Source organism: Streptosporangium sp. CA-115845 (assembly GCF_050943795.1).
Lineage (GTDB): Bacteria > Actinomycetota > Actinomycetes > Streptosporangiales > Streptosporangiaceae > Streptosporangium.
Genome location: NZ_CP191988.1, coordinates 6,037,131 through 6,055,486 on the forward strand (window position 1 = coordinate 6,037,131; position 18,356 = coordinate 6,055,486).

The 18,356-nt window shown below is 70.5% G+C and carries 16 protein-coding genes; 6 read left to right on the plus strand and 10 right to left on the minus strand.

The features are described 5' to 3' along the window. Position 1: 1 nt before the first annotated feature. Positions 2 to 1,327, minus strand: coding sequence for a serine hydrolase (locus ACQP0P_RS29410; protein ID WP_433360425.1), 1,326 nt, complete (start codon positions 1,325 to 1,327; stop codon positions 2 to 4). Further along, positions 1,276 to 3,204 (minus strand): S9 family peptidase, encoded by a 1,929-nt coding sequence (locus tag ACQP0P_RS29415; protein ID WP_433360428.1) that lies wholly within the window; start codon positions 3,202 to 3,204, stop codon positions 1,276 to 1,278. The genes ACQP0P_RS29410 and ACQP0P_RS29415 overlap by 52 nt, the downstream gene beginning before the upstream one ends. Before the next feature lie 239 nt (positions 3,205 to 3,443). Between ACQP0P_RS29415 and ACQP0P_RS29420 the strand changes: the two genes are divergently transcribed. From ACQP0P_RS29420 to ACQP0P_RS29435, 4 genes are all read left to right on the plus strand, one after another. After that, positions 3,444 to 4,085: a hypothetical protein gene (locus tag ACQP0P_RS29420; protein ID WP_433360431.1), complete on the plus strand. Its 642-nt coding sequence runs from the start codon at positions 3,444 to 3,446 to the stop codon at positions 4,083 to 4,085. Further along, complete coding sequence (locus tag ACQP0P_RS29425) at positions 4,082 to 4,402, plus strand: transcriptional regulator (RefSeq protein WP_433360434.1); 321 nt, start codon at positions 4,082 to 4,084, stop codon at positions 4,400 to 4,402. The genes ACQP0P_RS29420 and ACQP0P_RS29425 overlap by 4 nt, the downstream gene beginning before the upstream one ends. 27 nt (positions 4,403 to 4,429) lie before the next feature. After that, positions 4,430 to 5,338, plus strand: a complete 909-nt coding sequence (locus tag ACQP0P_RS29430) for an ABC transporter ATP-binding protein (protein ID WP_433360437.1) — start codon at positions 4,430 to 4,432, stop codon at positions 5,336 to 5,338. Between the two features lie 88 nt (positions 5,339 to 5,426). Next, positions 5,427 to 6,164, plus strand: coding sequence for an ABC transporter permease (locus ACQP0P_RS29435; protein ID WP_433360440.1), 738 nt, complete (start codon positions 5,427 to 5,429; stop codon positions 6,162 to 6,164). Between the two features lie 62 nt (positions 6,165 to 6,226). Here ACQP0P_RS29435 and ACQP0P_RS29440 read toward each other — a convergent pair whose 3' ends face one another. From ACQP0P_RS29440 to ACQP0P_RS29465, 6 genes are all read right to left on the minus strand, one after another. After that, positions 6,227 to 7,564, minus strand: coding sequence for a S1C family serine protease (locus ACQP0P_RS29440; protein WP_433360443.1), 1,338 nt, complete (start codon positions 7,562 to 7,564; stop codon positions 6,227 to 6,229). Between the two features lie 367 nt (positions 7,565 to 7,931). Beyond that, positions 7,932 to 8,273 (minus strand): hypothetical protein, encoded by a 342-nt coding sequence (locus ACQP0P_RS29445; protein WP_433360446.1) that lies wholly within the window; start codon positions 8,271 to 8,273, stop codon positions 7,932 to 7,934. Positions 8,274 to 8,505: 232 nt separating this feature from the next. Beyond that, on the minus strand, positions 8,506 to 9,990 hold the full coding sequence (locus ACQP0P_RS29450) for an acyl-CoA synthetase (protein WP_433360449.1): 1,485 nt from the start codon (positions 9,988 to 9,990) through the stop codon (positions 8,506 to 8,508). 209 nt (positions 9,991 to 10,199) lie between these two features. Continuing rightward, positions 10,200 to 10,856 carry a methionine ABC transporter permease gene (locus ACQP0P_RS29455; RefSeq protein WP_343966585.1) on the minus strand — a complete coding sequence of 219 codons (657 nt, stop codon included), beginning with the start codon at positions 10,854 to 10,856 and terminating at the stop codon, positions 10,200 to 10,202. Further along, positions 10,853 to 11,815 (minus strand): methionine ABC transporter ATP-binding protein, encoded by a 963-nt coding sequence (locus ACQP0P_RS29460; protein ID WP_433360452.1) that lies wholly within the window; start codon positions 11,813 to 11,815, stop codon positions 10,853 to 10,855. The genes ACQP0P_RS29455 and ACQP0P_RS29460 overlap by 4 nt, the downstream gene beginning before the upstream one ends. Before the next feature lie 276 nt (positions 11,816 to 12,091). Further along, on the minus strand, positions 12,092 to 12,406 hold the full coding sequence (locus ACQP0P_RS29465) for a Fic family protein (RefSeq protein ID WP_433360455.1): 315 nt from the start codon (positions 12,404 to 12,406) through the stop codon (positions 12,092 to 12,094). 201 nt (positions 12,407 to 12,607) lie between these two features. On the opposite strand from ACQP0P_RS29465, the gene lon reads away from it, so the two are divergent. Both lon and ACQP0P_RS29475 read left to right on the plus strand, forming a co-directional pair. Next, the gene (gene lon, locus ACQP0P_RS29470; protein ID WP_433360458.1) at positions 12,608 to 14,977 is read left to right on the plus strand and encodes an endopeptidase La; all 2,370 of its coding nucleotides are present in this window, start codon (positions 12,608 to 12,610) and stop codon (positions 14,975 to 14,977) included. A 41-nt stretch (positions 14,978 to 15,018) separates the two neighbouring features. Then, positions 15,019 to 15,516, plus strand: a complete 498-nt coding sequence (locus tag ACQP0P_RS29475; RefSeq protein ID WP_433360461.1) for a hypothetical protein — start codon at positions 15,019 to 15,021, stop codon at positions 15,514 to 15,516. A 175-nt stretch (positions 15,517 to 15,691) separates the two neighbouring features. On the opposite strand, the gene ACQP0P_RS29480 is transcribed toward ACQP0P_RS29475, so the two are convergent. Beyond that, positions 15,692 to 16,750, minus strand: a complete 1,059-nt coding sequence (locus tag ACQP0P_RS29480) for an ABC transporter ATP-binding protein (RefSeq protein WP_433360464.1) — start codon at positions 16,748 to 16,750, stop codon at positions 15,692 to 15,694. Continuing rightward, positions 16,747 to 18,354 carry an ABC transporter permease gene (locus ACQP0P_RS29485; RefSeq protein ID WP_433360466.1) on the minus strand — a complete coding sequence of 536 codons (1,608 nt, stop codon included), beginning with the start codon at positions 18,352 to 18,354 and terminating at the stop codon, positions 16,747 to 16,749. Before ACQP0P_RS29485 ends, ACQP0P_RS29480 begins: the two co-directional genes overlap by 4 nt. Positions 18,355 to 18,356 lie beyond the last annotated feature (2 nt).

The window sequence follows — 18,356 nt, forward strand, 5'->3', positions numbered from 1 at the left end:
CTCAAGCGATCTTGGGCGTGGCACGCACACCCAGGTGAATGTACGGCGAACCGTCGGGGAGTTCGTAGAACACCGCCGACAGCCACTGCGGCTCTCCTTCCGGGCGGCCGACGAAGGTGACGTCGTCCACCGGCACGAGGTCGAACTCCATGGGCGGCTGCAGCCCGGCGAGGGCTCCGGTGGCCTCGCTGTACAGCGAGAGCCTGCCGTCGCGGACCGTCAGCGTCATCCGGTTGCCCGCCCGCTCGTACACGCCGGCGTACCGCTCGACGTCGGTCTCGAACGGCTCGGCCGGCGGTCCCAGCACGGGCGGCACGGCCAGGCCGAGCAGCTCGCCGAAGAGCTCGGTGGCCAGGGCATGCTGGAACGCGGCGCTGTGGCCGCCGTTGGCCAGCACGCAAACGACCGTCTCGGTGTCGGGGACCGCCCAGAGCATGGCCGCCTGACCGATGGTGTTGCCGCCGTGGGAGATGATCCGGCGCCCCTGCCACTCGTCCAGGATCCAGCCCAGACCCCACTGCTTCCCGAGGGTGTGCGGGTTGGGGATGTCCACCTGCGGCTCCCACATCGCCTGCGGGTCGGCGAGCAGCCCGGTGCCCAGGTGCGCGCGGGCGAAGGCCACGACGTCGGCGGGACGTGCGCAGATCAACCCCGCCGGGCCGCAGGAGCGCATCAGGCCCCAGACGGAGGCGGGTGCGCCGTCGACGTGGCCCATGGCGGCGCGGAAGCGCAGCGCGTCCTCCGGCAGGGTCCAGGTGTGGGTCAGGCCGAGCGGCTCGACGATCTGCTCGCGCAGCGCGGCGTCCCACCCCTTGCCGGTGAGGCGCTCGACGACGCGCCCGGCGATGATGAAACCCGAGTTGCAGTACGACTGGGTGGCGCCGAGGGGGTGGTTCTGCGCGAGGTCCGCGCAGGCCTCGACGTACTTCTCGATGCAGTCGTCACCACGGCCGGTGTCGAGGAACAGGTCCCCGTCGATGCCGGAGGTGTGCGAGAGCAGGTGCCTGACGGTGACGGTCTTGGTCACCTCGGGGTCGGCGACCCGAAACTCCGGCAGGACCTCGGCGACCGGGGTGTCGAGCGTCAGCTCGCCCCGCTCGACGAGGAGCATGATCTGGGTGGCGGTCCAGACCTTGGTGACCGAGCCGATCTGGAAGAGCGAGTCGGTGGTCGTCTCCACCCCGGTCTCCACGTTGAGCACGCCCGCGGCGAACTCGTGCACCTCCCCCTCGTGCAGGAAGGCCAGGCTCGCGCCGGGAACCTCGTACTCGGTGATCAGCTCGGCGAGACGGGCGTGCCAGTGACCGGGATCCACTGCTCCAGCCATTCGACGATCCTTTCGTTGTAGTCCACCCGGTGGGACGGACGGCCGTTGAGGATGAACAGGTGAGAGCCACCCGGGTAGCGAACCAGCCGTACCGGCACGTTCCGCTCGCGCAGCGCGGCGAACCACTGCTCGGCCTGGCCGACGGGGCACCGGTCGTCGTTCTCACCGTGCAGGATCAGGGTGGGCGTGGTCACCTGGGCCACGTGGCTCATCGGGGACTGGGCCGCGATGTCGCCGCGGCACTCGTACGTCTTCAGGAGATGTCCCGCGTCGGAGGTGCCGGCCATGCTGACCAGGTCGCTGACGCACCCGCCCGGGATGGCGGCCTTGAACCGGCCGGTCTGGGTGGGCAGCCAGCAGGAGATGTAGCCACCGTAGCTGTAGCCGGTCACCGCGAGCCGGTCGGGGTCGGCGACGCCTTCGGCGACCAGTTGGTCGATCGGGCTCAGGAAGTCACCGGTGTCGGCGAGGCCCCAGGCACCGAGCGCGGCGGTGTAGAACGCCTCGCCGTACCCGTCACTGCCCCGGGGGTTGAGGGTGAGCACGGTCCAGCCCCGTGCGGCGAGCACCTGGTGGTAGAGGTGCACGCCGTCGAAGACCGGCGCCCAGGTGTTGTGGGGGCCGCCGTGCGCGTCCAGCAGAAGCGGCCCGGGCTCGGTGAGCGTCTCATCCCGCAGCACGAAACCCTCGACCGGTGTCCCGTCGGGGGCGGTGAAGGTACGGCTTCGCGGGGTGAACAGCTCGACGCCGGGGAGCGCGTAGGCGGAGAGCCTTGTCGTCTCCGGCGCCGTCACTCCGGGTACGGCCGGGACATCGCCTGACGGGGCACCGGCCCGGCCCGCGGTGAGGTCCGCGAGATAGACCTCTCCCGCGCTGTCCGGCGTCGCGGCGACGTAGGCGATCCTGCCCCCCACGGCGCTGACCCCGGACACCACCCGGTCCCCACCGACGATCTTCTCGCCGGGGGCCCGGTAGAGGTGGGTGAAGCCACCGTCACGGGCGCAGAAGATCAGGTCGTCCCCCGCCAGCTGAGGCGTCGCGCCGGGATAGCCCGGCGCGCCGAGCATGACGTTGCGGTCGAGTCCGGTTTTGACCTCCACGAGCCCGTCCGTCCCGAGCTCGAACAGGCGGACGTGCCCGACGGGGTCACCGGCGTATCCGGCGACCAGCAGCCGTCCGCCCAGCCACCAGACCCCCGTGCAGATCACACCGGGGCCGGTGAGCCGCTCGGGTTCGCCGCCGGAGGCGTCCACCGAGTAGACCTCGCTGCTGACGACCAGGTCGCGATCGGGCTCCATACTCGCGGTGAAGGCGAGCCGCCGGCCGTCCGGCGACCAGGACGGCTCACCCGCGTGGAAGTCGCCCGCGGTGAGCTGCCCGGTCTCACCCGTCGCCACGTCCACCACGAAGAGGTGCGTGGTGAGACCACGCAGCAGGCCCGCGCCATCGGCCTTGTACTCCAGGCTGTCGGCCACCACCGGGGCGTTCCGGTCGAGGTCGCCGTGCGGCGCGCCGTACGCGATCCTGGTGCCGTCGGGGGACCAGACCGCCGGGCCCGCGCCCAGTGCCGCGGTGGTGAGGACGCGGGGCTCTCCGCCGTCCATCGGCAGCAGATGAAGCTGTGGTCTTCCCTCCACGGGGCGGAGGAAGGCCAGCGAGCTCCCATCGGGCGACCAGCGCGGGGAGGAGTCGCGTGGGCCACCCGTCAGACGGCGCGGCTCGACGCCGGGTGCGGCCAGCCAGAGTTCGGACCGGTTCTCGTCGGATTCCCGATCGGCGGTGGTGACCACGTAGGCCACGCTGCTTGCGCCGGGGTGCAGCCGGGGATCCGCCGGTATCGCGATGTGATACAGGTCGCTGAGGGAGAGGCGGGGCATGTCCGAACGTTAAGCCCACCCCGGCGACGCTTCTTCGGCCTCCACGACGAACCGGACCCGATCCGTTGTGTCGTTCTCCAATCGCCTCGCGGGAGCGCCCGCCGGCCGTCGAGGGGCGCGCGTCCACCTGGGCCCCTCGGGTCCTTGGTGAGGGCCGACGAGCACTCCCTCTTGAGTTTGCAGGGCAATGTGATTTATATTTCAAACCAGCGAGTTTGCGATACAAACCAATTTGAACCTTGAAGAGGACTGCTGTGGACGACGCCGAACGGAAACTGAGCCCGCAGGAGACGCTCCGGCTGATCGAGCAGCAGGGCTCGGCGGCGGCCAACCGGCTCACCCCCGACCCGGTGCCGCACTACCTGGCATGGGGAGTCGCCTGGCTGGTGGGATACAGCGCGATGTTCCTCCACCACGGCCTGTCCGGCACGCCGTACGCGCCGATCCCGTTCCCGGCGGTGCTGGCACTGCTGTTCGGGTCGATGTCGGCGGCGATGCTGGTCAGTGTGCTGACCATCTGGCAGCCGGGCAGCCCGGTGCGGGGCGTGTCCCAGCAGCGCGGCACGATGTACGGCCTCGCCTGGTTCCTTGGTTCCCTCGCCGTCTGGGTGGCCGGGATACGGTTCGCCCCGCAGCTTCCCTCCGCGGAAGGCAGCCTGCTGTGGGCGAGCCTGTCGATGACGGTGGTCGCCGTCCTCTACATGGCGGGTGGGGCCATCTGGCTCCTCCGGTCGATGTTCGTCTTCGGCGCGGGGCTGGCCGTGCTCAACGCGATCGGCACGGCGGCCGGGCCTGGCTGGCACGCCCTGCTGATGTCGCTGGGCGCGGGAGGCGGATCCATTGCCGCCGGGCTGGTGCTCCGCCGGAGCGCCGGCCGGTGACCCCCGAACTCGACCCGGTGATCCACGCGCAGGCCCGGCTGCGGGTGGTCGTCACGCTCAACACCCTGGGCGACGGGGACCGGATCACCTTCCCGGGGCTGAAGGACCTCCTCGGGATGACTGCGGGGAACCTGTCGGTGCACCTCAGCAAGCTGGAGGAGGCCGGCTACGTGGAGATCGTCAAGACCCATCGGGGCCGCACCCCCGTCACCTACGTCGCCCTCACCCGCCGTGGGCGCCTCGCCTTCGAGGACTACACGGCGGCGATCCACCGGTTACTGAACCCGGCCACGACACCACCCGCCGGCGACCGCTGACCCCACCAACCGAGAAAGAAGGCCCCCATGCCAGACCAGCCGATGAGACCGGTGGCGGAGATCGTGGCACGTGCCGTCAGGGTCACCCGGCGCTACGGCGACGTACTCGCGCTCGACGACCTCTCCCTCGACATCCACGCCGGCGAGCTGGTCGGCCTGCTCGGCCCCAACGGCGCGGGCAAGTCCACCCTGATCAACCTCTTCGTGGGACTGCGCAGGCCCAGCTCAGGCCGGGTCGAGCTGCTGGGCGGCTCTCCCACCGACCCCGCGCGGCGGCTCGGCATCGGCGTCACCCCACAGGAGACCGGACTACCGGCCGCACTACGGGTCGGCGAGGTGGTGGACTTCGTCGCCGCCCACTACCCGCGCCGTGTCGACCGGGGGGCGCTACTGGAGCGGTTCGCCCTGACCGGGCTGGAGCGCCGCCAGGTCGGCGGGCTGTCAGGCGGGCAGAAGCGGCGGCTCGCGGTGGCGCTGGCGTTCGTCGGCGAGCCCCGGGTGGTCTTCCTGGACGAGCCGACCACCGGACTGGACGTCGAGGCCCGCCGGGCGCTGTGGGATGGCATCAGGCACTTCCACGCCGACGGTGGCACCGTCGTCCTGACCAGCCACTACCTGGAGGAGATCGAGGCGCTGGCCGAGCGGGTCGTGGTCATCGGGCAGGGCCGCGTGCTCACCGACGGCACCACGGCGGAGGTGCGGGGCATCGCCGGCGTCCGCCGCGTCACCCTGACCGCCGGCGACCTGGCCGAGCTGCCCGGCGTCCTGCGGACGGAACGGGAGGGCACTCGGACCCACCTGCTCACCACCGACGCGGACGCCCTGGTCCGCGCTCTGGTCCGGGCCGAGATCCCCTTCTCCGACCTGGAGATCCGCGCCACCTCGCTGGAGGAGGCGTTCCTCACCATCACCGCCCGTCAGTCCCGGACCACCTGAACCTTCGCCCCCCGGAGCTCACGGATTCCCGTCCGGCATCTCAGCGGGAGGCGATACGGCCCGTCCAGTCTTCTTGGGAGGATCACCCATGTCGCTTCTTCTCACCCATACCCGGTATCAGTTCATGGAGAACATCCGGGTGCCGATCGCACTGATCGGAAACGGCTTCTTCCCCGCCGCCTCGATGCTCTTCTTCGTGGTGCCGTTCGCCGGGGACCATCCTGTCGGGGCCACGTTGGCCACCGCGTCGATGCTGGTCTTCGCGGTGATGTCCAGCGCCCTGTTCACCCACGGCCTGGGCATCGCCGAGGACCGCGCCCAGCCCTGGGACCCCTACACCCGTACTCTTCCCGCGGGCCCCTGGCCGAGGTTCGGTGCCCGGATCCTCAACGCGCTGGCCATGACGACGATCGGGATCGTGCCGGTGCTGCTGGTGGCCGCGCTGCTCACCGAGGCCGTCGTGACCCCGGCTCGGCTGCTGCTCGGCCTTGGCGCCCTGGTGGTCGCCTCGGTCCCGTTTCAGCTCCTGGGCCTGTTCATCGGCTACGCGCTGCCCGCCAAGGCCGCGATCGCGGTGGTGCAGCTGACGCTGTTCCCGATGGCGGTGGGCGGAGGGCTGTTCATGAATCCGGTGGACGCACCGGCGTTCATCGAGCTGGTCGCGCCCTTCCTGCCCAGCCGGGGCGCGGTCGAGCTGGTCTGGGCCGCGGTCGGCCACGGCACCCCCGGGACACTGTCGATGGCCATGTTCGGCCTCTGGACCCTGGTGGCCGGAGCCCTGGCCGTGTGGGCCTACCGGCGTGACGAGGGCCGCCGCTTCTCCTGAGTCCCGCGAACGGGTGGTGCCGCCGGGTCACAGGGGCCCCCGGCGGCACCACCCCGATGGGACTACTCGCCGGTCTTCTCAGCGAGGGTCACCGTGACGGTCTGGGACTGCCCGTCCCTGACGTAGGCGACGGTCACCTGCTGGCCGGGCTTGAAGCCGCGGACGGCTCCGACCACGGTGGCCGCCCCGTCCACGGGCGTGTCGTTGATCTTGGTGATCAGGTCGCCCTGCCTGATGCCCGCCTTGGCCGCGGGGCTGCCCTCGGTGACCTGGCCGACCAGGGCGCCGCCCGCGTCCCCGGTGGCGTCGGTCACGCTCACGCCCAGGAGGGCGTGGGAGACCTTGCCGCTCTTGATCAGCTGCTCGGCGACGTGGCCGGCGGTGTTGATCGGGATGGCGAAGCCGACACCGATGCTGCCCTCCCCGCCGTTGGTGGCGATGGCGGTGTTGATACCCACCACCTGACCGGCGGCGTTGACCAGCGCGCCGCCCGAGTTGCCGGGGTTGATCGCCGCGTCGGTCTGGATGGCGCCCCCGATGGTGGTGGGGCTCTGGCCGCTCTCCTGCGGCCTGCCCCAGCCGGGCGGGAGCTGCTGCTGTCCCTGGTCTCCGCCGACGGTGAGCGTGCGGTTCAGCGCGCTGACGATCCCGGCGGTGACCGACCCGGACAGACCGAGCGGGCTGCCGATGGCGAGCACGGAGTCACCCACCTTGAGCCGGTCGCTGTCGCCGATCGAGGCCTTGGTGAGGCCGGAGACGCCCTCCGCCTTGATGACCGCGAGGTCGGTGGCCGGGTCGGTGCCGATGACCTTCGCGGTGGCGGTCTTGCCGTCGCTGAACTTGACGGTCACCCGGCTGTCCGGGCCCGCCTGGCCGCCGGCCGCCACCACGTGGTTGTTGGTCAGGATCAGGCCGTCGGCCGACAGCACCACCCCGGACCCCTCGCCCCCGCCCGCGGCGGTCCTGATCTCGATGGACACCACGGAGGGCTGGACCAGCTGGGCGATGTCGGCGACCGTCGTCACGTTGCCGACCGGGCTGACGATCGGGCTGGATGACGAGACCACGGTGGCGGAACCGTTGAGGCTCGTCGCGACGAAGGCCCCAGCGACCCCGCCCCCGACGGCCATGGCCGCCAGCGCGAGACCGGCGCCGATCTTCTGCCCGGCGGTGAGCCTGCCGCGCTGCGCGGGGACCGTCACCGGTCCTCCGGTCTTCTCGGGAGCCTCGGCGGCGAGTTGCTCCGGCACCGGGTGGATCAGCGTCGGCTGCGGTCCGGTCTCCTCACCGGCACGATAGGCGCCGGCGCGTGGCGGCACCTTGCCGAACTGGGTCCAGCCGTCGTTCCCGGGGGTCGCCTCGGTCGGTGTGTCCTGCTGCTCGTTCCTGTTCGGGTCCATGTCTTCCCCCACGTCCAACATCCCCCCGCCTCGACGGGGTGGAAGCCGGTGCTCACCGGTTGACACAAACGATGCCCGACGGCGTATAAGCGCAGGTTAAGAGGTTGATCCTGGTGATCGGGATCTTCTGACAACGGCTTTATCAGCCGTGCTCAGCCCCTGGGTGGCAGCTCGAAAATCTTTCTCGGCCACTCTTTCGAGGCTTGGACGGTCGAGGGGGCAATGAGCATCCGTCCCCCATCGGGGACCGGGCCGCCCGAGAGGTGGCCGCACACAATCCGCGCGCAGCGAGGCACGCGCACCCTCCACCGGCGTCGCCCCGCCGTATCCGTGCGGGCGACGCCGCGAGGAGGGGTGAGGGGACGGGTCAGACCGAGTACTTGCAGATCAACGCCTGGCTGCCGCCCTGAGCGTGGCCGATGTAGGCGTAGGTGGGGTGGAAGTAGGCACACGCGGCGGAAGGGCTCCCGCTGCCCACGTAGGTGGTCTGGGTGCCGTTCCAGCGGTAGCAGCCCAGGCTGCCGTTGTAGAAGCCGACGATGGAGGAGGGGTTGACGTTAGCCGCGCAGTACTCACCGAGCGAGAGCGGGCTGTACACGATTTCGAGAACGCCCGCGGAACGGGCGGCCTGCGCGGGGACGGCGGAGACGGCAAGTGCGCCGAGGCAGGCGAGCGCGACGGTGGCGAGCGCGACGACACGACGAGGCATGAAGGACCTCCGGGATCCAGGAAGGCGTGCGACACGGAGAGCGGGGCGGCTGAGCGTGGCGGAGTGCGGCGCGATAGGGATACGCTGCGCCGACCACAGTATTAAATAGGAAACCTTCCTATGCAATAGGCGGTAAGGCGCCTTTCGGCCGAGCCTTCTCGCGGTGCGGCGACCGGCCGGAGAGGGGCGTGGCGACGCGATGTGGCGACGATCGTCGTCGCGGCCGGGCGGGTCAGGAGCCGGCGGGCCAGTACTCGTCGCGCAGGAGGCGCTTGTAGAGCTTCCCGGTGGGGTGCCTGGGCAGTTCCTCGCGGAAGTCGACGGACCTGGGACACTTGTAGGGCGCCAGCCGGGAACGGCAGTACTCGATCAGCTCGGCTTCCAGCTCCGGGCCCGCCAGGTCCATGGAGGCCGGCTGGACGACCGCCTTGACCTGCTCGCCCATCTCCTCGTCCGGAACGCCGAAGACCGCCACATCCGCCACCTTGGGATGGACGGACAGGACGTTCTCGGCCTCCTGCGGATAGATGTTGACCCCGCCAGAAATGATCATGTAGGAGCGGCGGTCGGTGAGGTAGAGGAACCCTTCCTCGTCGAGGTAGCCGATGTCGCCGAGGGTGGTCCAGCCCCGTCCCAGCGGGTCGCGGGACGCCTCCGTCCTGCCCTCGTCGCCGTGGTAGACGAACTGGGGGCCGTCCGAGAAGTAGACGGTGCCGTGCTCGCGCGGCGGCAGTTCGTTGCCCTCCTCGTCGCAGATGTGGATGACGCCGAGCAGCGGGCGGCCGACCGTTCCCTTGTGTGCGAGCCAGTCCTGCGAGCCGACGTACAGGAAGCCGTTGCCCTCGGTCCCCGCGTAGTACTCGTGGATGATCGGCCCCCACCAGTCGATCATCTGTTCCTTGACCGGGATGGGGCAGGGGGCGGCGGCATGGATCGCGCAGGCCAGCGACGACAGGTCGTAGCGCGCACGGGTCCGCGCGGGCAGCTTGAGCATCTTGATGAACATGGTCGGCACCCACTGCGAATGGGTGACGGAGTACTTCTCGATGAGCGCGAGCGCCTGCTCCGGGTCGAACCTCTCCATGACGACGATCGTGGCGCCCATCCGCTGGAAGCTCAGGCAGTAGCGCAGCGGGGCGGCGTGGTAGAGCGGAGCCGGGGAGAGGTAGACGCTGTCGGCCGAGGGGGCGAACAGGAACTGGATGAGCTGCAGCAGCGGCCCCGGATGATCCAGCGGCGCCTTGGAGAGCATGGGCTTGACACCCTTGGGCCGCCCGGTGGTGCCTGAGGAGTAGAGCATGTCCACCCCCTGACACTCGTCCTCGACGGGCGTGGCGGGGTGGGCCGCGACGGCCTTCTCGTAGGACTCGAAGCCAGGGGCGACACCGTCCAGCATGAGCCTGAGCCCGACCTGGGGCGTGAGATCGGCGATGGAGACCGCAACGTCCGCGAGGGCGGCCGAGGAGATGAAGACCCGGGCCCCGCAGTTGTCGACGATGTAGGCGAGCTCGTCGGTCTTCAGGCGCGAGCTGATGGCCGTGTAGTACAGGCCCGAGCGGTGCGCGGCCCAGGCGACCACCAGGAAGAGCGGATGGTTCTCCAGCATGAAGGCGATGTGGTCACCCGGCCGCAGACCGGCCGCGTGGAAGAGCCGGGCGAGGCGGTTGGACTCCTCGTCCAGCTCGCGGTAGGTGACGATCCGCCCGGAGCCCGCCATGATCACAGCGGGCTTGTCCGGCGAAACTGCTGCGATGGCTCCCGGGTGCATGGAGCGGAACATTACTCGGTTTCAGGTTCGGTGAGAAGTACTCGAAACCGGCAGGGCCGCGACCTCGCGGACGAGGTCGCGGCCCGGTGGATGACGGTTTTCCGTGGCCCTGGAAGCGCTCCCAATCCCCGGCTCGCCCCGGCATGGCGGCGCACCGGTCAGTCGCGCGCGAGACGGCGGGCGACGGTGTCGCCCAGGCTCTGCACGAGCTGCACGACGGCGACCAGCACGACAACGGTGACGATCATGAGGGTGGTCTCGAAGCGCTGGTAGCCGTAACGGATGGCCAGGTCTCCGAGCCCGCCCCCGCCGATCGCCCCGGCCATCGCCGAGTACGAGATCAGCGCGACCACGGTCACCGTGAGCCCCGCGATCAGGCCGGGCATCGCCTCGGGCAGCAGCACCTTGCCGACGATGGTCGCCCGGCCGGCTCCCATGGCCTGGGCCGCCTGCACCTTGTCCCTGCCGACCTCGCGCAGCGCGGTCTCCACCAGCCGGGCGAAGAACGGCGCCGCGCCGAGCGTCAGCGGGACCACCGCGGCGATGGTGCCGATGGTGGTGCCGACGATCAGCCTGGTGAACGGGATCACCGCGATCATCAGGATGATGAAGGGCAGCGAGCGGCCCAGGTTGACGACCAGCCCCAGCACCCGGTTGAGCACCGCGGAGGGGAACAGCCCGCCCCGGTCGGTGGCGACCAGCGCCACCCCGAGCGGAAGCCCGAGCAGCACCGTGAACAGTGTCGACCACAGCACCATCTCGACGGTCTGGCCCGTCGACTCCAGCAGCATCGGGAACATCTCGTCCCAGGTCATCGGGCCTCCTCGACCAGCAGGCCGCGTTCGGCCAGGTAGCTGAGCGCGGCGGCGCGCTCGTCACCGGTGACCAGCAGGCGCAGCCGCCCCGTCGAGACGCCCGCCACCTCCTCCAGGGCTCCGCCGAGAATGTTGACGTCCACATCGAACTTGCGGATCACCTGCGACACCACGGGCTCACCGGCCTGACCGGTGAAGGTGACCGTGACATTGCCCGGCCCCGGCTCCGGGAGGGGGAACAGCTCAGCGGCGAGCCGGGAGCCGGGCCTGGAGATCAGCTCGGGGATGGTCCCGGACTCCTCGACCAGGCCGTCGCGCATGACCGCGACCGAGTCGCAGATCGACTTGACCACGTGCATCTCGTGGGTGATCAGCAGGATGGTCAGGCCGAGCTCGCGGTTGAGGCTCTTGAGCAGGGCCAGGATCGACTGCGTGGTGCCGGGGTCGAGTGCCGAGGTGGCCTCGTCCGACAGCAGGACCGGAGGGCTGCCGGCCAGCGCGCGGGCGATGCCGACCCGCTGCTTCTGCCCTCCCGACAGCTGCGCGGGGTACGCCCCGGCCTTGTCGGCCAGCCCGACCAGCTCCAGCAACTCGGCGGTCCGCCTGGCGCGCTCGGCCTTGGCCACCCCCATGACCTCAAGCGGGAAGGCGACGTTGCCGGCGACGGTGCGGGAGGAGAGCAGCGCGAAATGCTGGTGGATCATCCCGATCCGCTGCCTCGCCTTGCGCAGGTCCCGCTCGGCCAGGCCGGTCAGCTCCTGGCCCGCCACCGAGACGGTGCCGGAGGTGGGCCGCTCCAGGAGGTTCACACAGCGCAGCAGGGTGCTCTTGCCGGCGCCGCTCTGCCCGAGCACGCCGTATATCTCACCCTCGCGGACATGGAGGTCCACGCCGTCGACGGCGACCACCTCACGTCCCCGATCCTGATAGACCTTTCGCAGGTCCGACACGTCAATCACAGCTGTTCCTCAAAACGAAACGGGTCTTGGCAGGGCTACGGGTGGGACGCCGACGGGCCTCCGGGGGCGGGGGCGGGGGCGGATGGCCCAGATGGCGCGGGAGGAGATGATCTGCCGAAAAGATCATGGCCTCGGGCCTTGCCGACCACTTTCACGCCCAACCCAACGCTACCCCCGTTTACCATCATTCCCGACATGTTATGTTAAGGCGACCGGCCTCATGAGCACCCGCGCCCGGCAAGGCCACCAAGGCCACCGCGTGGTGACCATCGAGTCTCACGAGGGGACCCGGTCGAGCAGCAGTGTCCGGAGCGCCCGCGACATGCTGCCGTTCCCGTCCCGCCAGGGGTGGATGCTCACCAGGTTGAAGTGGGCCATCGCCGCCCGCACGTAGCTCGGCGCCGCCGGGTCGCCCTCGTTGAGCCAGGCGACCGGCTCGGCCATCAGCTCCGGCACCCGCTCGGCGTCCGGGCCCTCGTAGAAGCGGATGGCGATCCCCCGCCACCGCTTGAGCTTGCCGAACATCCGCAAGATGTGCAGGGTCTTGGGAATGCGCCTGCAGGCACTGGGGGTGACAGACGCAAAGATCAACAAAAACCTTCTGGTGCCCGAAAGCCTGCCTATGTGACAACTGGCGCGCCTCGGCTCATCAGGCCGGATGATGTGGCGCCCCGGATGCTCGGATAGCAACACTTACACAATTACGATCGCTCACAGCGAACACGCTCAACCTCGGGAACATTCTCAGGCTCCCATTAATTGAGTGAGTACAACTCAACCCTTGGAGTTCCCATGAGTGAGAGCTTGATCCTCCCGGTCCTGCCGCTCGACGACGAGGTCGTGCTGCCGGGCATGGTGGTCCCGCTTGACCTGTCGGAGACCGAGGTCCGGGCCGCGATCGACGCGGCGCAGGCTCTCGCTGACAACAAGCCCGAAGTCCTGCTCGTTCCCCGGATCGACGGAAGATACGGCTCGGTGGGCGTGCGGGCGATCGTCGAGCAGGTGGGCAGGCTGCCCGGCGGCGAGCCGGCAGCCGTGCTGCGCGGAGTCGACCGGGTCCGGGTGGGCACCGGCACGACCGGTCCGGGCGCGGCCCTGTGGGTGCAGGCCACCCGCGTTCCCGTCGTCGCGGCGGACGAGCGCGCCCACGAGCTGGCGAAGGCGTACAAGGCGCTGGCCACCACGATCCTGCAGAAGCGGGGCGCCTGGCAGGTCGTAGACGCGGTCAACCAGATGGACGATCCCTCGGTCCTGGCCGACAACTCCGGCTACGCCCCCTGGCTGAGCACCTCGCGCAAGGCGGAGATCCTGGAGACCGCCGACCCGGCCGACCGGTTGGAGAAGCTGGTCGAGTGGTCGCGCGAGCACCTGGCCGAGATCGACGTGGCCGAGACGATCCGCAAGGACGTCCAGGAGGGCATGGAGAAGCAGCAGCGCGAGTTCCTGCTCCGCCAGCAGCTCGCGGCGGTCCGCAAGGAGCTCGCCGAGCTGAACGGCGACACCTCCGCCTCCGAGGAGGAGGACTACCGCTCCCGCGTCGAGGCCGCCGACCTGCCCGAGAAGGTGCGCCAGGCCGCGCTCAAGGAGGTCGACAAGCTGGAGCGGACCTCCGACCAGTCTCCCGAGACCGGCTGGATCCGTACCTGGCTCGACACCGTCCTCGACATCCCGTGGAACGAGCGGACCGAGGACTCGTACGACATCGCCGCGGCCCGCGCCGTCCTCGACGCCGACCACACCGGTCTCGACGACGTCAAGGACCGCATCATCGAATACCTCGCCGTCCGCGGGCGCAGGGCGGAGAAGGGGCTCGGCGTGGTCGGCGGCCGTCGCAGCGGCGCCGTGCTCGCGCTGGCCGGCCCTCCCGGGGTCGGCAAGACCTCCCTCGGCGAGTCCGTCGCCCGCGCGATGGGCCGCAAGTTCGTCCGCGTCGCCCTCGGCGGTGTCCGGGACGAGGCCGAGATCCGCGGTCACCGGCGCACCTACGTCGGCGCCCAGTCGGGCCGCATCGTCAGGGCCATCCGCGAGGCCGGCTCGATGAACCCGGTCGTGCTGCTCGACGAGGTCGACAAGGTCGGCTCCGACTACCGGGGCGACCCGACGGCGGCGCTGCTCGAGGTGCTCGATCCCGCGCAGAACCACACCTTCCGCGACCACTACCTGGAGGTGGAGCTCGACCTCAGCGACGTGCTCTTCCTGGCGACCGCCAACGTGCTGGAGGCCATCCCCGGCCCGCTGCTGGACCGCATGGAGATCGTGACGCTCGACGGCTACACCGAGGACGAGAAGGTCGCCATCGCCCGGGACCACCTGCTCCCGCGCCAGCTCGACAAGGCCGGCCTCACCGCCGAGGACGTCACGGTCGACGAGGACGCGCTGCGCAGGCTCGCGAGTGAGTACACCAGGGAGGCCGGGGTCCGGTCCCTGGAGCGCTCGATCGCCAGGATCCTGCGCAAGGTGACGGCCAACGTCGCGCTCGGCGAGGGCGAGCTGCCCGTGACGGTGGGGGACCTGGTCCCCTATCTGGGGCGCCCGCGCAACGTGCCGGAGTCCTCGCTTCCCGAGTCCAGCCAGCGCACGGCGGTGCCCGGCGTGGCGACCGGCCTGGCGGTCACCGGGGCGGGCGGTGACGTGCTCTACGTGGAGGCGTCCCTGGCCGACCCCGAGACCGGCGACACCGGCCTGACCCTGACCGGCCAGCTCGGCGACGTGATGAAGGAGTCGGCCAGGATCGCGCTCTCCTACCTGCGCTCGCGGGGTGCGGAGCTGGAGCTGCCCGTCGGTTCCCTCAAGGACCGCTCGGTGCACGTCCACTTCCCGGCCGGCGCCGTTCCCAAGGACGGCCCGTCCGCGGGCGTCACCCTGATCACGGCTCTGGCCTCGCTGCTGTCGGGCCGTCAGGTCCGCGCCGACGTGGCCATGACCGGCGAGGTCTCCCTCACCGGCCGGGTGCTCCCGATCGGCGGGGTCAAGCAGAAGCTGCTGGCCGCCCACCGGGCGGGTATCACGACGGTGCTGATCCCGGCGCGCAACGAGCCCGACCTGGACGACGTCCCGCAGGCCGTCCGCGACGAGCTCACCGTCCACACGGTGAGCGACGTGCGCGAGGTCCTGGACATCGCGCTCACCCCGGCCAAGGTGGCCGAACACGCCACCGTCTGAGCGGCGATCCCCACGACGGCCCACCCCCTCTCATCCGAGGGGTGGGCCGTCCGGCGGCCCGCCAGTCGCTCTCCCGCGCCCCGGTGTTCGCGTTCGACGCGGGCCTGCTGCACGCGCCCAACTTCATGATGATCGGTCATCACCGCGACAAGACCCCGGGTACGGTGCGGCCCGGTGGTAGCTACGTCCGCGACTTCACCACCGGAGAGGTCGTCTACGACCTCGTCCGCCGCGGGCGAGAACGCCTACCGGGTGCTCCAGGCGAACGGGCGCGTCTCATCGGACTTCCAATGGCCGGACCCCGAATCGCCTGGCGTCGGAACAACATCGCGCACACGGCCGATCACGACCCTGAGCGCTCCGGCCAGAAGAAGTCCATCACCGCACAGCAGGCCGAGCAGACCATCGATCTGCTCGAGTCGATCGCGATCGCGATACTCCTGGCACTCGGCGACCTGCCGCCAACCGCGGACCCTGACTCCACACCACCCGAGACCGGTACTCTTGGCGCCACTCCGCCACAGACCGCCACAGAATAGGACTGCCTCAGCTCGACGCCACCCTCATCGCCTCCCCGCTCCGTGATCCTGCCTGGAACGACGAAGGAGTGCGGCGGCTCAGCCACATCGGTGGCAGCCGCGCCGACTCGGTGGACGGTCGGCCGGCCACCGAGTCGGCGCGGCACCGGATGTCATCGGGGACGCCGTACCCGTGCTACACGGACCGGCGCCAGGCTTGGCAGACACCCTCCACGAGCACCCCGACAGCGGATCCCGCCGCCACCGGGGCCGCGTGGCCGGGTACTCGCGCGATGATCTGGGTGCCGTCGGCGAGCCGGAGCGTGACGATCGCGTCATGGCCGTGAAAGTCGTAACCGGTCACGGTCGCGGTCACCGCCGGACCGGTCGACGCCGTGGTGAGGCGGATCTGTTCGGGACGCACCATGGCGGTGAGGCTCCCGGTCCCCGCCGGTACCCCACCCACCGGGATGTGACCGAGTGCCGTGGACAGCACGGTGCCACCCGTGCCCGGGCCGATATCGGTTCCGGCGGGCAGGAACACCGCGTCGCCCACGAACGCCGCCACCCATGGGTCCACCGGTTCCCGGTAGACATCGACCGCCGGTCCGCTCTGGATGACCAGGCCGTCGCGCATCACCGCGACCTGATCGGCGCTGGAGAGGGCCTCGCCCTGGTCGTGGGTGACGAGGATGGCGGTCGCCCCGTCGGCCCGTAGCGCGGCGCGCACGTCGCGCCGCAGGTCGGCGCGCAATCCGGCGTCCAGCGCGCTGAACGGCTCGTCGAGCAGGATGAGGGAGGGACGCGGTGCCAGCGCCCTGGCGACCGCCACGCGCTGCTGCTGCCCGCCGGACAGGTGATGCGGCATCCGCTCCCCCTGTCCGGACAGGCCCACCAGGGTGAGCACTTCCTCGACGCGGTCCGAACGCCGTTCCTCCCGGTTCAGTCCGTACCCGACGTTGTCGCCCACCGACAGGTGCGGGAAGAGCGCACCCTCCTGCGGGACGGTGACGACATGCCGGCGTTCCGGGGATGTGTGCGTCCCCGGACCCGCGACGATCCGCCCGTCAATGGCAATCTCACCGGCATCGAGCCGTTCGAAACCCGCCACACAGCGCAGCAGGGTCGTCTTGCCGCACCCCGAAGGGCCGAGTACGGCGGTCAGGGTGCCGCTCGGCACGGTGAGGTCGACTCCGGCGAGCGCGGCCATCGCGCCGTACCTCTTGGCGATACCACTCAGTTCCAGCCGGCTCATCTGGTGGACTCCCTGGTGAGGATGCCGGTGCGCGTGGTGAGCAGCCACGCGGGCACCGATGACAGCAGCACGAGCAACGCCGCGTAGGGGGCAGCGGCGGCGTAGGCCGCCACGGTGGTGTGCGTCCACAGTTCGGTGGCGAGGGTGTCGACACCCGTCGGGCGCAGCAGGAGCGTAGCGGGCAGTTCCTTCATGCAGGCCAGGAAGGCCAGCGCGGCGCCGGCCCCGATCCCGGGCAGGGTGAGGGGCAGGGTCACCGTGCGCAGCACGGCCGGCGGTCTTCGGCCCAGTGATCGGGCGACGTCCTCCAGGACGGGTGGCGCCTGGGCCGCCGCCGCGGTGACCGCGGCCACCGCCAGCGGAAGGAACAGGGCGGCGTAGCCGAGCGCGAGCAGCCAGGTCGTCTGGTAGATCGGGTAGGCGAGGCTGATTCCGAAGGAGACCAGGGAGAGTCCGATGACCAGACCCGGCAGGGCGTGGCTGAGGTAGCCGAGACGATCGAGCAGTGTGGTCAGCGGGCTTGGCGCCTTGGCGGTGAGCACGCCCAGCGGCAGCGCGAGCAGCACGGTGAGCGCGGTGCCCGCGAAGGAGAGCCAGAGCGAGTTTCCCGCGGCGGCGGCCACCTCGGACCAGGTCCCCGGCCGCGAGACACCCTCGATCATCCGGTGGCCGAGGCTCACCACGGTGACACCGAGGGAGAGCCCGGCGAGAGCGAGCAGCACGAAGGTGGCGGGCCACCGCGTCCGGGCGAGGCGGAACCGGGCCGGGGCCCGGCGGGCGGCGCCCAGATGAGCGTAGCGGGCACCGCGATGGCGGCTCGCCGTCTCACCCGCGAGTATCAGCATCGTCAGGATGACCAGCACGCTTGACAGCACCAGCGCCCCGGTCCGGTCGAAGCCCAGGTCGAAGGCGACGAAGATGGCCCGGGTGAAGGTGTCGGCCCGTACGATCGACACCGCGCCGAAATCCGACAGAACGTACAGTGCCACCAGAAGCGTGCCGCCCGCGACCGCGGGACGAACCTGCCGCAGTGTCACGCCGGTGAAGGTGCGCCAGGCGTTTCTGCCCAGCGACCGGGACACCTCCTCCTGGGCCGGGTCGGCGCCCTTGAGCGCCGCGGCGACGGGCAGGAAGACGTAGGGATAGGAGCACAGCGTCAGCACCAGCGCCGCCGCCCAGAAGCCCTCGAACCCGTCCACGGTCGCTCTCCACGCGAATGCCGCGATATAGGTCGGCACCGCGAGCGGCAGGGCCGCCAGGACCGCGAACGCGCGCCTGGCGGGCAGATCTGTCCGCACGACCAGGAACGCCGAGCCGACCCCCAGCACGAGGCAACCGGCGCTCACCACCACCGCCAGGCCGAGGGTACGGAGCGCGAGTAGCGCGACTCGCGGGGTGAACACCTCCTCGGCGATACGCTCCCAGCCCGCTTCGGCCGTCCGCACGCCGAGATAGAGCACCGGGATGAGGGCCACCGCGACGGCCAGTACCGACAGGGCGAGCAGTAGCGGCCTGCGAGGACGTCCGGCCACCGGCAGGACACGCCCGAACGACCATGGGGCGGGTCCGTCGTGGCGGACCCGCTTGGCGAGATGCAGTCGCATGG

Bases quoted from the DNA above. Each gene is read 5' to 3' on its own strand.
- ACQP0P_RS29410 (WP_433360425.1), bottom strand. From the start codon at position 1,327: ATGGCTGGAGCAGTGGATCCCGGTCACTGGCACGCCCGTCTCGCCGAG.
- ACQP0P_RS29415 (WP_433360428.1), bottom strand. From the start codon at position 3,204: ATGCCCCGCCTCTCCCTCAGCGACCTGTATCACATCGCGATACCGGCG.
- ACQP0P_RS29430 (WP_433360437.1), top strand. From the start codon at position 4,430: ATGCCAGACCAGCCGATGAGACCGGTGGCGGAGATCGTGGCACGTGCC.
- ACQP0P_RS29435 (WP_433360440.1), top strand. From the start codon at position 5,427: ATGTCGCTTCTTCTCACCCATACCCGGTATCAGTTCATGGAGAACATC.
- ACQP0P_RS29440 (WP_433360443.1), bottom strand. From the start codon at position 7,564: ATGGACCCGAACAGGAACGAGCAGCAGGACACACCGACCGAGGCGACC.
- ACQP0P_RS29445 (WP_433360446.1), bottom strand. From the start codon at position 8,273: ATGCCTCGTCGTGTCGTCGCGCTCGCCACCGTCGCGCTCGCCTGCCTC.
- ACQP0P_RS29450 (WP_433360449.1), bottom strand. From the start codon at position 9,990: ATGGCGGGCTCCGGGCGGATCGTCACCTACCGCGAGCTGGACGAGGAG.
- ACQP0P_RS29455 (WP_343966585.1), bottom strand. From the start codon at position 10,856: ATGACCTGGGACGAGATGTTCCCGATGCTGCTGGAGTCGACGGGCCAG.
- lon (WP_433360458.1), top strand. From the start codon at position 12,608: ATGAGTGAGAGCTTGATCCTCCCGGTCCTGCCGCTCGACGACGAGGTC.
- ACQP0P_RS29480 (WP_433360464.1), bottom strand. From the start codon at position 16,750: ATGAGCCGGCTGGAACTGAGTGGTATCGCCAAGAGGTACGGCGCGATG.
- ACQP0P_RS29485 (WP_433360466.1), bottom strand. From the start codon at position 18,354: ATGCGACTGCATCTCGCCAAGCGGGTCCGCCACGACGGACCCGCCCCA.